19 protein-coding genes are annotated in these 15,347 nt (G+C 40.3%); 7 read left to right on the top strand and 12 right to left on the bottom strand.

Annotation, left to right across the window (positions count from 1 at the left end):
* Nucleotides 1-112 precede the first annotated feature (112 nt).
* The 12 genes from BQ7997_RS21040 to BQ7997_RS20995 form a co-directional block, all read right to left on the bottom strand.
* The gene (locus BQ7997_RS21040) at nt 113-382 is read right to left on the bottom strand and encodes a hypothetical protein (protein ID WP_083589321.1); all 270 of its coding nucleotides are present in this window, start codon (nt 380-382) and stop codon (nt 113-115) included.
* Between the two features lie 18 nt (nt 383-400).
* Nucleotides 401-694: a hypothetical protein gene (locus BQ7997_RS21035; RefSeq protein ID WP_073347913.1), complete on the bottom strand. Its 294-nt coding sequence runs from the start codon at nt 692-694 to the stop codon at nt 401-403.
* Nucleotides 695-704: 10 nt separating this feature from the next.
* Nucleotides 705-899, bottom strand: a complete 195-nt coding sequence (locus BQ7997_RS21030) for a hypothetical protein (RefSeq protein WP_073347912.1) — start codon at nt 897-899, stop codon at nt 705-707.
* A gap of 10 nt (nt 900-909) precedes the next feature.
* The gene (locus BQ7997_RS21025; protein WP_235817335.1) at nt 910-1,098 is read right to left on the bottom strand and encodes a demethylase; all 189 of its coding nucleotides are present in this window, start codon (nt 1,096-1,098) and stop codon (nt 910-912) included.
* 37 nt (nt 1,099-1,135) lie between these two features.
* Nucleotides 1,136-1,699 (bottom strand): hypothetical protein, encoded by a 564-nt coding sequence (locus BQ7997_RS25805; protein ID WP_073347911.1) that lies wholly within the window; start codon nt 1,697-1,699, stop codon nt 1,136-1,138.
* Nucleotides 1,700-1,890: 191 nt separating this feature from the next.
* Nucleotides 1,891-2,673, bottom strand: coding sequence for a radical SAM protein (locus tag BQ7997_RS21015; protein WP_073348493.1), 783 nt, complete (start codon nt 2,671-2,673; stop codon nt 1,891-1,893).
* Nucleotides 2,674-2,683: 10 nt separating this feature from the next.
* The gene (locus BQ7997_RS26025) at nt 2,684-2,812 is read right to left on the bottom strand and encodes a hypothetical protein (protein WP_262481151.1); all 129 of its coding nucleotides are present in this window, start codon (nt 2,810-2,812) and stop codon (nt 2,684-2,686) included.
* 28 nt (nt 2,813-2,840) lie between these two features.
* Nucleotides 2,841-3,026 (bottom strand): hypothetical protein, encoded by a 186-nt coding sequence (locus BQ7997_RS21010; RefSeq protein ID WP_073347910.1) that lies wholly within the window; start codon nt 3,024-3,026, stop codon nt 2,841-2,843.
* A 14-nt stretch (nt 3,027-3,040) separates the two neighbouring features.
* Entirely contained in the window at nt 3,041-3,199 is a 159-nt protein-coding gene (locus BQ7997_RS25535) for a hypothetical protein (protein WP_159436786.1), read from the bottom strand.
* Between the two features lie 7 nt (nt 3,200-3,206).
* The gene (locus BQ7997_RS21005; RefSeq protein ID WP_139260944.1) at nt 3,207-3,431 is read right to left on the bottom strand and encodes a hypothetical protein; all 225 of its coding nucleotides are present in this window, start codon (nt 3,429-3,431) and stop codon (nt 3,207-3,209) included.
* Nucleotides 3,432-3,435: 4 nt separating this feature from the next.
* Entirely contained in the window at nt 3,436-3,984 is a 549-nt protein-coding gene (locus tag BQ7997_RS21000; protein ID WP_073347908.1) for a response regulator transcription factor, read from the bottom strand.
* Nucleotides 3,968-4,159 (bottom strand): hypothetical protein, encoded by a 192-nt coding sequence (locus BQ7997_RS20995; RefSeq protein WP_073347907.1) that lies wholly within the window; start codon nt 4,157-4,159, stop codon nt 3,968-3,970. The genes BQ7997_RS21000 and BQ7997_RS20995 overlap by 17 nt, the downstream gene beginning before the upstream one ends.
* Before the next feature lie 142 nt (nt 4,160-4,301).
* On the opposite strand from BQ7997_RS20995, the gene BQ7997_RS20990 reads away from it, so the two are divergent.
* The 7 genes from BQ7997_RS20990 to BQ7997_RS20960 all read left to right on the top strand — a co-directional run bounded on the left by BQ7997_RS20990 (nt 4,302) and on the right by BQ7997_RS20960 (nt 15,281).
* Nucleotides 4,302-4,691, top strand: coding sequence for a hypothetical protein (locus BQ7997_RS20990; protein WP_073347906.1), 390 nt, complete (start codon nt 4,302-4,304; stop codon nt 4,689-4,691).
* 352 nt (nt 4,692-5,043) lie between these two features.
* Complete coding sequence (locus BQ7997_RS20985) at nt 5,044-5,607, top strand: RNA polymerase sigma-70 factor (protein WP_022138773.1); 564 nt, start codon at nt 5,044-5,046, stop codon at nt 5,605-5,607.
* A gap of 78 nt (nt 5,608-5,685) precedes the next feature.
* Nucleotides 5,686-6,690, top strand: coding sequence for a FecR family protein (locus BQ7997_RS20980; RefSeq protein ID WP_073347905.1), 1,005 nt, complete (start codon nt 5,686-5,688; stop codon nt 6,688-6,690).
* 117 nt (nt 6,691-6,807) lie between these two features.
* Nucleotides 6,808-10,254, top strand: coding sequence for a TonB-dependent receptor (locus tag BQ7997_RS20975; RefSeq protein WP_073347904.1), 3,447 nt, complete (start codon nt 6,808-6,810; stop codon nt 10,252-10,254).
* Nucleotides 10,255-10,267: 13 nt separating this feature from the next.
* Nucleotides 10,268-12,124 (top strand): RagB/SusD family nutrient uptake outer membrane protein, encoded by a 1,857-nt coding sequence (locus BQ7997_RS20970; RefSeq protein WP_073348492.1) that lies wholly within the window; start codon nt 10,268-10,270, stop codon nt 12,122-12,124.
* 94 nt (nt 12,125-12,218) lie between these two features.
* On the top strand, nt 12,219-13,778 hold the full coding sequence (locus BQ7997_RS20965; RefSeq protein ID WP_073348491.1) for a beta-N-acetylhexosaminidase: 1,560 nt from the start codon (nt 12,219-12,221) through the stop codon (nt 13,776-13,778).
* 12 nt (nt 13,779-13,790) lie between these two features.
* Nucleotides 13,791-15,281 (top strand): arylsulfatase, encoded by a 1,491-nt coding sequence (locus tag BQ7997_RS20960; RefSeq protein WP_022138768.1) that lies wholly within the window; start codon nt 13,791-13,793, stop codon nt 15,279-15,281.
* Nucleotides 15,282-15,347: the final 66 nt, after the last annotated feature.

Genomic DNA, 15,347 nt, shown 5'->3' with positions numbered 1-15,347 from the left:
AATGAAAACACGATTATAATACTCAAACAAAACATCTTCGCCCAAACGTTCCGACATATCTTGTATCCAGCTTCTATTTGTTTCAGGTATATATTGGCTCAGATTTACCATTTTACTTATTATTTAATGGAATATCAAAATTTCTTTTCCTCATATTGTGAGTACCGACATAACAACGCCCGTAACCATCCCAATAAACTTTTCTTTTACCTGGTACTCTAGTTCGCTTGCCATTGACCAGAGCACTCTTCATCACAGTAATCGTACCTTTAACTTTTCGTACTTCACCAGATTTATCGGTGTAAAATACATGGGTGAAATCCACTCCTGAAGGTTTGTATTTCTCCCATGTTTCAATTTTAAATAATTGGTAATTATTCATATCTTTAATTGTTATTCGTTATTTATCAAATACCGCACAAATATTGATGTATGATTCACAATCAACATACTCATCATTTTTCTTACAATCACCTCGACATGGGCAATCTTTACACAATGCTTCAATAACGAGTTTTTTCATGTCTATCGCACCTTTCTGATAAGCTATCATCAAATGACACGTATCACTTGAAAAATTTGTTTTTTTTGCGAACAACTTACTCATATATTGAATACGTGTATCGCTTTCCCGAATCGCAGTAGCTGTATTATCCTGCATTTCTTCTAATTGAAAAAGAGTGTTTTCGCTCATACATATCCTATTATACGCTAAGTTTATTTTCCCTACGAGTATTCCATTCTTTCTCTACATTGGATATGGCTTCCATTATCTTACCAAAAAGCCGAGCTGGAATTTCATCGCAGCAAGGGTCTATAAAAGACACACGCCCATTTCCATCTATTTTATACCGTATCAAAAGTTGCTTACGGTCATCTGCTTTTTTCTTTCTACTCATAATTATTCTATTAATTAAATTTCTCTTCTATATCTTGATAATCTATGCAGCTTATAGGAATACATAAATCAGGTTCTTCTAATTTGATGTCAGGTCCATAACATTCTATCTTTTTAGCGCAATTAATACATAGATATTCTTCATTTTCCATAATATTCCTTTTTATTTCAGATAGAATCATACTTTTCTTTGTTTCCATTGTTCTTTGATTTATCTTGTTTTGATTATTTCTTCTTTTATTTGAATGCTGCTGAAAATAAATCATAATCAAGTGCCATACAGCTCGAACAGATTCTTTTATCCGTTTCAAGTTCGCTATATCTGAAGCATTTGGAACCAACATGTCCTATAAAGGATGGATGGTTACGTAACAAGTATCCTAGTTTATTTATTGTAATGTCTTGCATATAGCCTAACTTAGATAACTGGTAATAGAGAGGATATATACGTAGAAACAAAATATTCTTTTCAGTCGCAAAAAAGACAGTCTTTATATCCCGGTCGCCAGGAAGTACGGCTTTTATATCACTCTTTAACTCAACTGAAGAATATTTTTCTGCTATAATCTCACCAGACATGATAGTTTTATTCATTGTCTCAAAAAAGTAAGTTAACTCATTCTTTGAAATTGAGTTATTCCACTTTTCTTGAATATGAGAAAATGCTTTCATTATCTCACCGAATAGTTCGGCCGGTATCTCATCGCAACAGGGATCGATAAAAGATACACGCTCTTTATCATCGATTCTGTACCGCAATAGAAGCTGCTTACGGTCATCTATTTTTTTCTTTCTACTCATTTTTATTCTGTTATGAGCCATCCTCAAAAAAGAAGATGGCTCCGATTGGTTACTCTGCAATAATAGAAAGCTGTCCGCAAGCAGCACCGTTTTCCACTTCACTTTTTGTCGCAACAGCAACGGCATATTCATATCCCGCAGCTTCTAATTCAAGTTTCATTGTTTCTGTCATAATGAAAAATTTAAAGGATTTATACTAAATTGACTCCCTCGACAACACCTTTGCCGAGGTTGTTTTTCTCTGATACTGTGTTCGGATTAATCGGACTTAGTTTGATAAAGAAGTATTTCGGTGAAAAATTCTCTTTTAGTTTCTCTATATCGAAATCTGTTTCATCAACCAAAGTGAGGTTCAATGTAGTTTTCAGATTACTTCTAGTGGCTATCATACCAAGCTCTGAAATCGTCATTTTATTCCTATATGGAATAAGCCAGTTGCGATGTTCTTCATCTAAGCTATGCAAACTAATTTGAAGAGTGATACTATCCTTTATCCAAGAAAAATCGCTATACTTAATTCCAATCGTTGAAACATAATGATGTGCATTAGGATAAATCTCAGAAATACGTTCAATAGCTTCTTTGACCGCTTCGATATTCAAGAATGGTTCTCCCATTCGGGTATAGTTTATCTTAAATTCTTTAGATTGCAAAGGATTAAACCCCGCTTTTGTGATGGCAAACCAAACTTGGTCTACAATTTCAGTTGCCGTCAGATTTCGATAGCCTTTCATGTTGCCAGTTGCACAAAACTTGCAACCTACCGGGCAACCGCTCATAACAGATACACCTATCATCCATCTTTCAGACCTATCACCAAGTTTATCATTATCTAACATATTCTGTTTTCTACCGATAGCATCTTTTGTATAATACGGCAGAAATGTGTCAGTTGTTTCGATTAATTTGCCATCTTCCAACTGGAGACAGTAAACAGTACCATTGGCAAAGTTCTTTTGTTTTTTAATATTCATATCCTTCTTATCAAGAATTATATATAACATCAAATTCCCATAGAGCAAATATTTGGTCATCAATAGCTTCTACCTGGTTCCAAGCAGGTATAATCTTCTTTATTTCAATTTTTTGCCCATTTCTTAAAATTCCAATCATAATTTACTCCTTTCTATTCTATTTTGGATTAAATCGACATTTGATAAATACATAGCTGACTAACAATACTAACAGAAACATCAAATAATACTTTATCGTTTTTATCTGTTATTATAGCCTTAGCACTGTCCATAGTCACATATAACTTCACTTCTCCATTGTTTGCGGAAGCTCTATATTCATAAAGTGATCCGCCGTATGCAATTTCATTCATATCTATATTAAAATTTACTCTAAATGATTTTTTCTTTTAGCTCTCATTGCTCCGATGTCGTAATTATGCCGCCACCATTTGCGTTTAATCCGGTATAATAGTTTTCGGGGAATATTCCGACCTGTTTCATGTATCCATGCGTAGGCGGCACGTTCTTTATAATTTTTGCTCATGTATACATTAATCATCTGTTAAATCAAAAGTTAAATTGATTGCCTTACATATTGTCTCATTCAATAGTGACGAATGTTCGGATTCGTAGTCAAAGAGTACATTAACAGAAATACTTCCATTATCATCTACAAATCTTTCTCCAACATCTACATTAATTGGAAGGTTTTCTTCATGTATTATATCTAATAATACTTCCAATACTTTATTGTTAATTTCAACTTGTTTTTTCATATCCTTATTGATTATGTGATTTATACCATGCTGCAATTTGGGCTATTGTCTTTAACTTCAATCTTATTTTGATAGCTTGTATATGATTATATACAGTCCGTATCGACAGATTAAGCTCTGTTGCTATTTCTTCCGGTGACATATGTGCTAATAATTTGGTAACTTCCAATTCACGTTCGGACAATCTAGTTTTGAGTTTTGGACAACATATAACTCCCTCATGAGGACATTCCCCGCGTAGTGGACAGGAAACCTGTTCAAAATGCCACTCGCCATACTCGTCAATATCCCAAGTCATTGTATCATAGACACCAAAATTGCACCGACAGAATCGCCGTACCATTCTAAACTCAAAACAAATTCTATTAAGCGAAGAAGTGGAGTATATCTCACTCAATCTTTTAAAAGCATCAGGCCAAAAACTTTGAATTTCGAGTAACATTTCAGGTATGATATCCCTTTGACTTTCATCAAGAATAAACATACCAGCACCATCCGGCTTAACGCAAATCTGCCCATCAGGTGCATTATAAAATTCAAGCTTTGTCAGCATTTTCTTCTTGAATGATTCGTTCGACGGCCTCACGTTCTAACTTAGTCCAACTATCATTGTGAACTTTCAACTGAAATGTGGGATAGCTGATATCACACTTTTCCATTACTTTCTTGCGGAACTCTTGCTTTCTTTTATAACCAGAAAGACTTTTGTAGTAGTCAAAAATACTCATAATTGTAATTTTTGAGGTTAATAATGTGTTTATGATAATATTTATCATTATTTTTATAGCGCAAATATATCACAAATAACCCGTAAATGTGTTTTATAAAACACATTTATATAGTTAAATAATGTTTATATAACACATTTATATGTATAACGGACACATTATCAAAGAATTATTGGATTCAAGAAGAATACCAAACAAAACACTTTTAGAGTATATATCACGCGAAAAAAGTGGAAATTCTGCGCTTAAACAAATTATAGAAGGTAATCCTACCGTTAAGCGACTTGAACCTGTTGCGGATTTTTTTCAAGTTAGTATGGATACCTTTTTTGAAAGACAGGTATCATTCACTCCCGTACATGGACACATAGTTGGAAATGGCAATGCTATTGGAAACGGCAACACAATTACAACTGTTGCGGAAAATGAATACAAAACGAAAATAGAAAATTTAGAGCGGCTTTTGGAAGAAAAAGAAAAGAGAATTAAAACACTTGAAACACTAGTCAGCGTGTTGCAAAATCGCCAATAGTCCTCGGACAGATTTCGGACAAATCAATATACAATCAACCCATTTTTATAAATGTAGTTGTTTGATACTCAATGCCAGGGAGTAACCCCAAAAAAGAAAAAAAGTTCGAGCCTCTCCTCCCGTGCAAAATAAAAGCCGCAGGTAATCGTTGATTTTCTGCGGCTTTTCCTTTCTATAAAAATCAAGTCCATCCAATTTATTCACATAGGGAGTACTTTTTGGAGCACTTCACTCCTATACACGTCGGAACTTTCATTTCACTGTAAAAAGTGTTTTTTTGTTAATAACCGGATATAGATATAAAAATTACTTATTTTTGCACGATTGATAGTATTCACCCAACCTCAACTGCATGCAACCTTTTAATGAAAAACAACTTTTAGAGGCTATCAGTAAAGGAGACGAGAAGGCTTTTGAAACCTTCTTCCTGCACTATTATCCACAAGTCAAAGGATTTATCACCGGATTATTGCAATCACCGGAAGAAGCGGAAGATATATCGCAGGATATATTTCTAATGCTGTGGGGCAACCGCTCATCCCTCAATACAATCAACAATTTCAAATCTTATCTTTTCCGTGTCTGCAAAAATGCGGTATACCGGCATATCGAACGTGCGTTACTATTCAAAAACTACCAGCAAAAACAAGCCGAGAAGATTGTTTCCACACCGGAAAGCAACGAAACTGACGACAATATACAACTCAGGGAACTCGAACTACTGGTTGCAATGGTTGTGGAAAAAATGCCTCCGCAACGGAAGAAAATATATAAGATGAGCCGGGAATCAGGAATGAGCAGTGACGAAATAGCCCAAGCGTTAGGCATCAATAAACGGACTGTCGAGAACCATCTTTCACAAGCCCTCACAGACATACGGAAAGTGCTATTTATTGCCTTTATTCTATTTTTCTAAAAAAAGATGAATTCAGACCGTGCGTAGTTGACCAGCTACGTATCTTATATAAGAAACCATCACCATAAAAACATTAATATGTCGAATACCTATAAAATAATTAAAAATTTTATTTCCGACAAGTTCAGTCCCGAACTTAAGGAAAAGATGTGGAGATGGATCATTGACTCCGCAGGGCAGGACGAGAAGGAAGAAGCAATGATGCAGGTATGGGAAGAACAGGAATTCAAAACCGATGCAAGCACCATACGCTCTTATCAGAATTTCCGCAAGAAGCTGCCGCATTCACAAAAAACAGCCATTTCTTATACGTTACGCAAATGGGGACAAGTAGCGGCAGCATTACTCATCCCTCTGCTGTCCATATGGATAGCTTACTTGTATATGCAACCCGATGAAAAACCTGTAGAATTGGTAGAATACTTTGTGCCTAAGGGAGAACAGAGGCAAATTACTTTGCCCGACGGTTCCATAGCGCATCTCAATTCAGGGACATTGTTAATATATCCACAGAAATTTGCCAATGACATGCGTTCCGTATATCTGATGGGAGAAGCTAATTTCGATGTAAAGAAAGATAGCCAACATCCGTTCATTGTCAAGACCAGCCATCTGAAAGTTAAAGTTTTGGGAACCAAGTTCAACGTACACGCCTATCCGGAAGATGAAAAAACAATCGCCACTCTTGAATCAGGTTCAATTGTTGTTCAGAAATCGAACGATGAGGACATCATTACCCTGACACCCGATGAGCAACTTGAATATGACAATCCAACCGGAGAATTCAATAAAAAAATCATTGACGCTTCCTTATACTCCGGTTGGACCAAAGGTGAATTAAACTTTGCCGGAATGACCCTCAAGGACATTTTCACTACAATAGAAAGAATATATAATATACATATCATCGTTCCACCACATCTAGCCACTACGGATGTATATACGATCAAATTCAAACATAAAGCTCCTATCAAAGATATCATGAATATTGTAACAAAAACGATAGGAAGCATCGATTATAAAGTAGAGGACGAGAACGTGCTTTTAATTTATTCACCTCAAAACAAGAAAGGAGGCAGATAGGCAGAAAAAAGGGAGCCGGTACTTCGCGGATACCAACTCCCCTAAATCAATCAAAATTACTTCATTCAAATTTGTAGCATACACTTAAATTAGTATTAATGATTAACTCACAAAAGTATGAAACTTTATAAGTTATCGGGTAAGAATTACCCCGTAAAAATTCATAAATTTTATATATTGTTATTTGCTTTATGTTTTTATAACACAGCCTTCGGGCAAAATCAGCAGATAACGGTATCTATGAAAAACCAATCTCTATTAAAAGTATTTGAAAGTATTGAAGCCCAGACTGATTTAAGCATTGCTTATAATCAGACGAAACTGGACGTCAAACAAAAGGTAACCGTCAATTTCACCAAAGAAACGGTTTCTTCTGTTCTGGACTCGGTATTAAAAGGAACCGGATTCACTTACAGACCGGAAGGGAAACATATCATCATAGTCCCTGTTCCGCCAAAAACAGAAATGCCTTCCAATAATACAACCCAACAGAATATAAAAATAAGGGGAATCGTCACAGATATGCAGGGCGAGCCCTTGATAGGAGCTAATGTCCTTGTAGAGGGCAGTAAACAAGCTACTATCACCGATGTGAAAGGAGAGTTTTCATTGGAGGTTCCGGCAAACAGCAAACTGCGGATTACTTACATCGGATATATGCCGCAAGAAGTTTCCGTCAAAAATAAAACATCCTTCAATATACAGTTGCAGGAAGATACACAAACGATGGACGAAGTGGTAGTCATAGGGTTCGGTACACAGAAAAAAGTGAATATGACCGGAGCGGTAGCAGCCGTCAATGTCAAAGAGTCACTGGGCGACCGTCCGATAACCAACGTTTCGGCAGCTTTGCAAGGGGTAGTTCCCGGATTAAAAATTGAATCAGCCACCGGCACTCCCGGTGATGACATGACGTACAATATTCGTGGAACAACGTCTATCAACGGTGGTGAACCTCTGGTATTAGTCAATAATGTACCGATGGATATCAATATGATTGATCCGCAGGATATTGAATCTGTATCCATTTTGAAAGATGCCGCCTCCGCAGCTATTTATGGGGCACGTGCCGCTTTCGGCGTTATCCTGATTACAACAAAGCAAGGCAAGAAAGACATGGCTCCCAGATTCAATTATAACAATAACTTCTCTTTCTCCAAAGCTTCGGAATTACCGCAAAAAGCCAGCCCGTTGGAGTCGGTGCTAGCCTATAAGGAAATGGGATGGGCCAATGACACTTATGTGGACGGGAAAAATATTACCCAGTGGGAAGGATACATACGTGATTATCAAAGTAATCCTTCCAAATATCCGAACGGGTATATATTTGACGAACAAGGTAATTTGTTCTTAATGCGGGAAAATGACATGTTTGCCGATATGATGGATAACTTCGGGTTCATGCAGAACCATAGTTTCTCCGTATCAGGAGGTAGTGAACGTACGAGTTATCGTTTAAGTTTAGGATATACCGGTGAAGACGGAATTCTGGTAACGGACAAAGACAAGTTCGACCGCATAAATATGTCCAGCTTCATCAGTGTGGACGTCAACAAATGGCTTACCACCCAATTGGATATCAGGTATGCGAATTCAACCCAAAACAAAGTAGAGCAAGGTGGCCGCAACGGCGTGTGGGGAAGTGCCATGACACTGCCATCCTACCATAATATATTACCGTATGAAGAAGATGGTGTCGTATATCCGGCAGAAACTTCGGCTACTTATGTACGTTATGGGGAACCGAGGATTATCAAGAAAACCAACCTGCGCACATTGGGCCGTGTTATCATATCCCCGCTGAAAGGATTGAAGATTACAGGTGAATATACATATAACCGGACTACCGAATATAACCGCATGTACGTCAACAAGTATAAATATATGGGATTCAACTTTACGGGGGTCATGAACAATGTAGAAAACTCACGTTATGCCCTGACACAAGGGTTTACCAATTATAACGCTGTCAATGTATTTGCCAATTACGACTTTTCCATAGGCAAACATGACATTGCCGTTATGGGAGGATATAACCAGGAAGAAAGCCATAAAGAATCGCAATGGTCACAACGTACGGACGTACTGTTGGAGAATCTGCCGTCCCTTTCAGGTTCAACCGGCACGACTTCCGTTACCGACAGTTTCGATGAATATGCTATCAGAGGTTTATTCTACCGTGTCAATTATGCATACGATGGCAAATATATGTTTGAAGCAAACGGGCGTTATGACGGTACTTCCCGGTTCCCGAAGAACAATCGTTTCGGTTTCTTTCCTTCTTTCTCCGCCGGATGGAGAATCTCGGAAGAAGCATTTATGAGCAATATCAGGACTATCCTCTCAAACCTGAAGTTGCGTGCTTCATGGGGTTCCATCGGAAACCAAATTATCATGAAGCCGGATGACACTCCTGACAACTATCCATACATCCCGTCCATGTCACCTTATCTTACGACATGGTTGGTAGACGGACAAAAGGCAACCTCACTGAATGCCCCCGCAATGGTCAGCAGCAGTTTCTCATGGGAGAAAGTTTATACGCTGGACTTCGGCATTGACTTCGGATTCTTCAATAACCGCCTTAACGGAACTTTCGACTGGTATCGCCGTGACACCAAAGGAATGTTGGCGCCCGGCATGGATCTTCCATGGGTAGTGGGCGCTACTGCCGCCAAACAGAATGCCGCTGACCTGAAGACCTATGGATGGGAACTGGAATTAAACTGGAGAGACCGGATTAATAAAGACTGGAGTTACCGGATTGGCTTTAACCTGTACGACTCACAAAGTGAAATCACGAAATATAACAACGATACAAACCTGTTAGGTGATAAAATCTATCGCAAAGGAATGAAAATGGGAGAAATTTGGGGATACGTTACCGACCGTTTCTACACCGAAGACGACTTCAACGCAGACGGGACACTAAAAGCAGGAATCCCTATACCGAAAGGAGCCGGAAAAGTTAATCCGGGAGATGTACTATATAAAAACTTCGACGACGATACAGAAACCATCTGGAGCGGTGAAGGAACGGCAGACAACCCGGGCGACCAACGTATCATCGGTAACTCAACTCCACGTTTCCATTACGGTATTACGGCAGGAGTGAGTTGGAAAGGGCTCGACTTATCCATCTTCTTACGCGGAGTAGGCAAGCGGGATTACTGGCGTACCGACCAGATTGCATGGCCTACTGGAAACTGGGGAAGTTTGTTCAAGGAAACACTTGACTTCTGGACTCCGGAAAATACCAATGCTTATTATCCGCGCGTATATTCCAACGACGGAGTAACCACAAGTTACAATCGCTGGAAACAGACAAAGTATCTGGCAAATGCCTCTTACTTGAAACTACAGAATATCACGCTCTCGTACACTTTACCCAAGACATGGTCGAAGCATATATATTTTGACGAAATGAAAGTATTCTTCAGTGGAGAAAATCTATATACCTGGGATCACCTGCCGGAAGGATTGGAAACCGATATGTTGACAAAAGGCGCATGGGAATATCCATTTATGAGAAAATTCTCCTTCGGAATCAATGTTACATTCTAATAACCAAAGCATTATGAGAAAATATCTATATTTAATATGTACAGTTTTATTAGCCGGTTGTCTTAATAATGATTTTCTGGAAAGATATCCTCTGGGAGACCCGACCGCCGAAACTGCTTTTAAAACATACGATAACTTCAAGGCTTATGCCTGGGGACTATATGAAACTTTGCCCTCATTGGGATATGGTTCGGAAAACGCCACGGATGACATCTCGTACAACCAGACAAGAGGAACCAGTGAAAGCAACTGGATCAGGAAGCTGGTGACTATCCCCGACAAAAAAGATGATACTACCTGGGATTATTATAGTTTCATCCGCCGTACCAACTTGATGCTCGACCACATCGAAGGCAGTGAGATGACAGATACAGAGAAAGCGAACTGGCGTTCTGTAGGATATTTCTTCCGTAGTTATCGCTACTTTTCTCTCCTGTCGAGTTATGGCGGCGTACCTTGGATTGACCATGTATTAAGCGATGACGAAACAGAACTAATCAAAGGGCCGAGGGCTTCCAGAGACGAAATAGCAAAACATATCCTGGAAGACTTGCAATATGCAGAAAAGAACATCAACGTAAATGGAGAAGGTAAAAATACCATCAACAAAGCATGTGTACAGGCCCTGTTGTCACGTTTCTGTTTGTTTGAAGGTACATGGCGCAAATATCATGGTTTGAATGATGCGGAAACCTATCTGCGGGAATGTAAAAGGGTGTCTGCCGAATTAATGCAAACTTATCCGAACGTAGCTGACTGCTACGATGATTTATTCTGCTCGCTGGAACTGAAAGACGTTGCAGGCGTGATTTTATACAGAGAATACTCGGATGCCGTAAACGTAGTACACGCCGTCAGTATCGGTGGAACTACTGCCACATCCTTCTATAATCCGACCCGGGATTTGGTGGACAGCTATCTCTGCTCGGACGGCAAGCCACGCTGGACTAGCGGACTATTTTCAGGTGATGAGGATTTATATAATGAGTTCAGTAATCGCGATCACCGTTTATGGTTGCATATCACCCCACCTTACAAGGTAGACCGTTCAAAATCAACCACCGCATGGGACAATAAATGGGAATTTACAGATACTCCAAAAGACAGGAGTTTTATCGACAGTCTCAGCACCCGTATGGGAATAGGATATGGCACAACCAAAGAGCGACAGAAGTTATTGCCGTTCCGTCAAGGGTATGACGGTGGTATTCTGGGAGCATCCCCCCACTTTGATTTCTATTTGGAAAACCAACCGTGGTATAAATCAGCTTTCGGATATAATAACTGGAAATACTACTGTTGCTATTTGAGCATGGGCAGCCAGCGAAATGAAGAGACAGACATGCCCATTTTCCGCATTGAGGAAGTAATGCTGAATTATGCGGAAGCGATGTGTGAACTGGACGAGTTCGACCAGTCCATAGCAGATGCCACTATCAACAAGCTGCGTCCGCGCGCTAACGTAGGCTTGATGAAAGTTTCGGAAATCAATGTAGCTTTCGACCCGAAGCGTGATATGGGAAATTCCGATTATCCCGGCGACTACGAAGTAAACCCATTACTGTGGGAAATACGACGTGAACGACGCATTGAACTTTTCTCTGAAGGCTTCCGTTTTGATGACTTGAGAAGATGGAAGAAATGCCACTATGCATTGAAAAAGAAACTTGGACAATATGTACGGGCATCTGACTTCCCGGTAGGAACCAATGTGACAATTGATGGCGGCGCTGCCGAAGGATATCTTGAGTTCCATCCCAAACAGAATCATTTATGGCCGGATTATTATTACCTCAACCCCATTCCACGTAATGAACGAGTGCTGAACCCCCAACTCGAACAAAATCCGGGATGGGAAAACGGAAATTAATAGATAGACCTTAATCAATCAGAACTGTCCGAAGTGTTTAGCACGACGGACAGTTCACTCTTAACCTCTCATAGAAATAAACAATATGCATCCCATGAAATATCTATTCCCAACTATCATTCTGCTGGTATCATATACAACTATTGCTTGCGGGCAGATTGTATTCCCGTCCCCCAACCAAGTGGAAATGCAAAAAGGCAATCTGACTCTTAAAAAAAGTATTTCTATATATGCTGAAGATACCACCGCTTTTTATTTAAGCCTTTTCCGTACCGAAGTACTCCGCGACACTCCCGTCAAATGGCAAAAAAAAGAACCTGGTGCTGAAATCTGCTGGATTAGTGATTCATCACTACCGCCTGAAGGGTATCAGATTAATATCAATCCACGCCAAATGATAATAACCGCTTCCGACCAAAGAGGATTTATCCATGCAGTACAAACCTTGCGTCAATGGGTTACCAGTCCTACGGGAAGTCTTACTTTTGCTTGTGCAGATATTACCGACTATCCTCGTACGCAATGGCGTTGCTTCCTGCTGGATTCCGGACGTCAATACCAGAAAATATCCACCATCAAGAAGTATATTGACATGGCTTCATTGTTAAAAATGAACTATTTCCATTGGCATTTGACAGAAGGACTGGGATGGCGGATAGAAATCAGGCAATATCCGCGTCTTGCGCAAATAGGAGGAGCGGTAGGCAAGGGAGAAGAACAACAGGGATTTTATACACAGGAAGAGATACGGGAAGTTATCAAATATGCCAGTCAACGGAATATCACTGTCGTTCCTGAGATAGACATGCCGGGGCATGCTGAAGCTGCTCTTTCCGCCTATCCCGAACTCGGTTGTTTCGGGCTGCCCGTTGAAGTGCCGCAGCATGGATTTACCCAAAATATATTTTGTGCAGGAAAGGATGAAGTGCTGTTTTTTCTGAAAAACGTATTGGACGAGGTATGTTCCCTCTTCCCTTCCCCCTACATCCATTTAGGGGGAGATGAGGCGCCGAAAGGAAACTGGGACGAATGCCGGGATTGCCGGAAGAGAATTTCCACACTGAAACTGAAGGACAGTCATGACCTTCAGTTATGGTTCTCGGCACAGATGGCAGGCTATTTGAAGCAAAAAGGGCGGAAAGCCATATTCTGGGGCGACGTAGTTTATCACGACGGCTATCCATTGCCGGATAACACGGTGATTCAGTGGTGGAACTATCGCGGGCACAAAGACCTGGCACTCCGGAACGCAATCAAGCACCACTATCCGGTCATTTGCAGTTCCAACTACTATACATATCTGAACTTCCCGCTAACTCCCTGGAGAGGATATAATGAAGTACGTACTTTCGATTTGAAAGACGTATATCTGGATAATCCTTCCAACAAAGCCCTCAAAGAAAAGAACTCTTTGATTCTCGGTATGACTTGTGCATTGTGGACCGATGACGGAGTTACTGAACGTATGATAGACCGGCGTCTATTTCCCCGTATTCTTGCGCTGGCAGAACAAATGTGGTATCAGGGGGAAGCGCTTGACTTCACCCGGTTCCACCAAAATATACTTCAGAGAAAAGAATGGTTCGAACAAATGGGGTTTGAATTCGGCCCGGCTTTAAAGAGTGAAGTGAAGGAAGATTATAAATGGGATTAAAAAAAGAATATCATGAATAAAAGGAACTTATTTATCGGTGTTTCCGCCCTATGCGGCAGTTATCTGCAAGGGCAGACTTTACATACACAACCCAACATTATTTATATTTTAATGGACGATCTGGGATATGGGGATATCGGTTGTTTCGGACAACAAAAAATAGAAACACCCAACATCGATCGTTTATGCAAAGAAGGTATCAAACTGACACAACACTATTCCGGTTCGCCTGTATCAGCTCCGGCACGTTGTGTATTAATGACGGGCATGCACTCCGGACACGCACAAATCCGTTTCAATAATGAAATGACCGAACGCGGAGCCGTCAACAACTATGATTCCGTATATGCACATAAAGAACTGGAAGGACAGTTCCCCTTACAAGCCAACACGATGACTATCGGACGAATGATGCAACAGGCAGGGTATGCTACCGGATGTTTCGGAAAATGGGGACTTGGTTATCCGGGATCCGAAGGGACGCCCGGCAAGCAGGGCTTCGATCAGTTTTATGGATATAACTGCCAGCGCCAGGCACATACGTATTACCCACCATTTTTATATAAGAATGAAGAACGTATCTATTTATCCAACAAGGTGACCGACCCGCACCGAAGTCCCTTGGACAAAGATGCTGACCCGAATGATCCGGCCAGTTATGCCAAATATACGCAAAAAGAATATGCCAACGACTTAATCTTTGATGAACTTCTAAAATTCGTCAGTACCAATCAATCCACTCCTTTCTTCCTGATGTGGACCACTCCCCTACCGCATGTATCCCTGCAGGCTCCAGAACGTTGGGTGAAGTATTATGTAGAAAAGTTCGGTGACGAAGAGCCCTATACAGGCAAGGCAGGTTATCTGCCCTGTCGTTATCCACACGCCACTTATGCAGCAATGATCAGCTATTTTGATGAACAAATAGGCGGATTGATAGAAAAATTGAAAAAAGAAAACCTATATGAGAATACACTTATTGTTTTCACTTCCGACAACGGAGCCACATTCAACGGTGGAAGTGATTCGCCCTGGTTCAACAGTGGCGGCCTTTTCAAGTCGGAATATGGATGGGGCAAATGTTTCCTGCATGAGGGTGGAATCCGGGTTCCGGCAATCATGACATGGCCGGGACACATCAAACCGGGTACGGAAAGTGATCATATTTGTGCTTTCCAGGATGTAATGCCCACCTTGGCTGAGATAGCAGGTATTTCTTGTCCGCCGACAGACGGTATCAGTTTCCTACCTACATTACTCGGCAAAAAGGAAGAGCAAAAGCAACACGAATACTTATATTGGGAATATCCCGATCCCAGAATCGGAAACAAAGCAATCCGTATGGGAAAATGGAAGGGAATCATTACGAATATACGGAAAGGCAATACACAGATGCAACTCTATAATCTGGAGAATGACATCAGGGAAGAACATGATGTAGCTGCACAACACCCCGATATCGTGAAGCATTTCGAACAATTAATGAAAGAGGCTACCAACTAAATCAGTTTTGGCAATTCAACCTTTCTCCCAAAAGAAACAGTGAACATCAAGCGGAGCATATTCCCA

It is taken from the genome of Bacteroides congonensis, assembly GCF_900130125.1.
GTDB classification, from domain to species: Bacteria; Bacteroidota; Bacteroidia; order Bacteroidales; family Bacteroidaceae; genus Bacteroides; species Bacteroides congonensis.
Note: the sequence above shows the minus strand (reverse complement) of the source record. Positions and strands in the feature narration are given on the sequence as shown.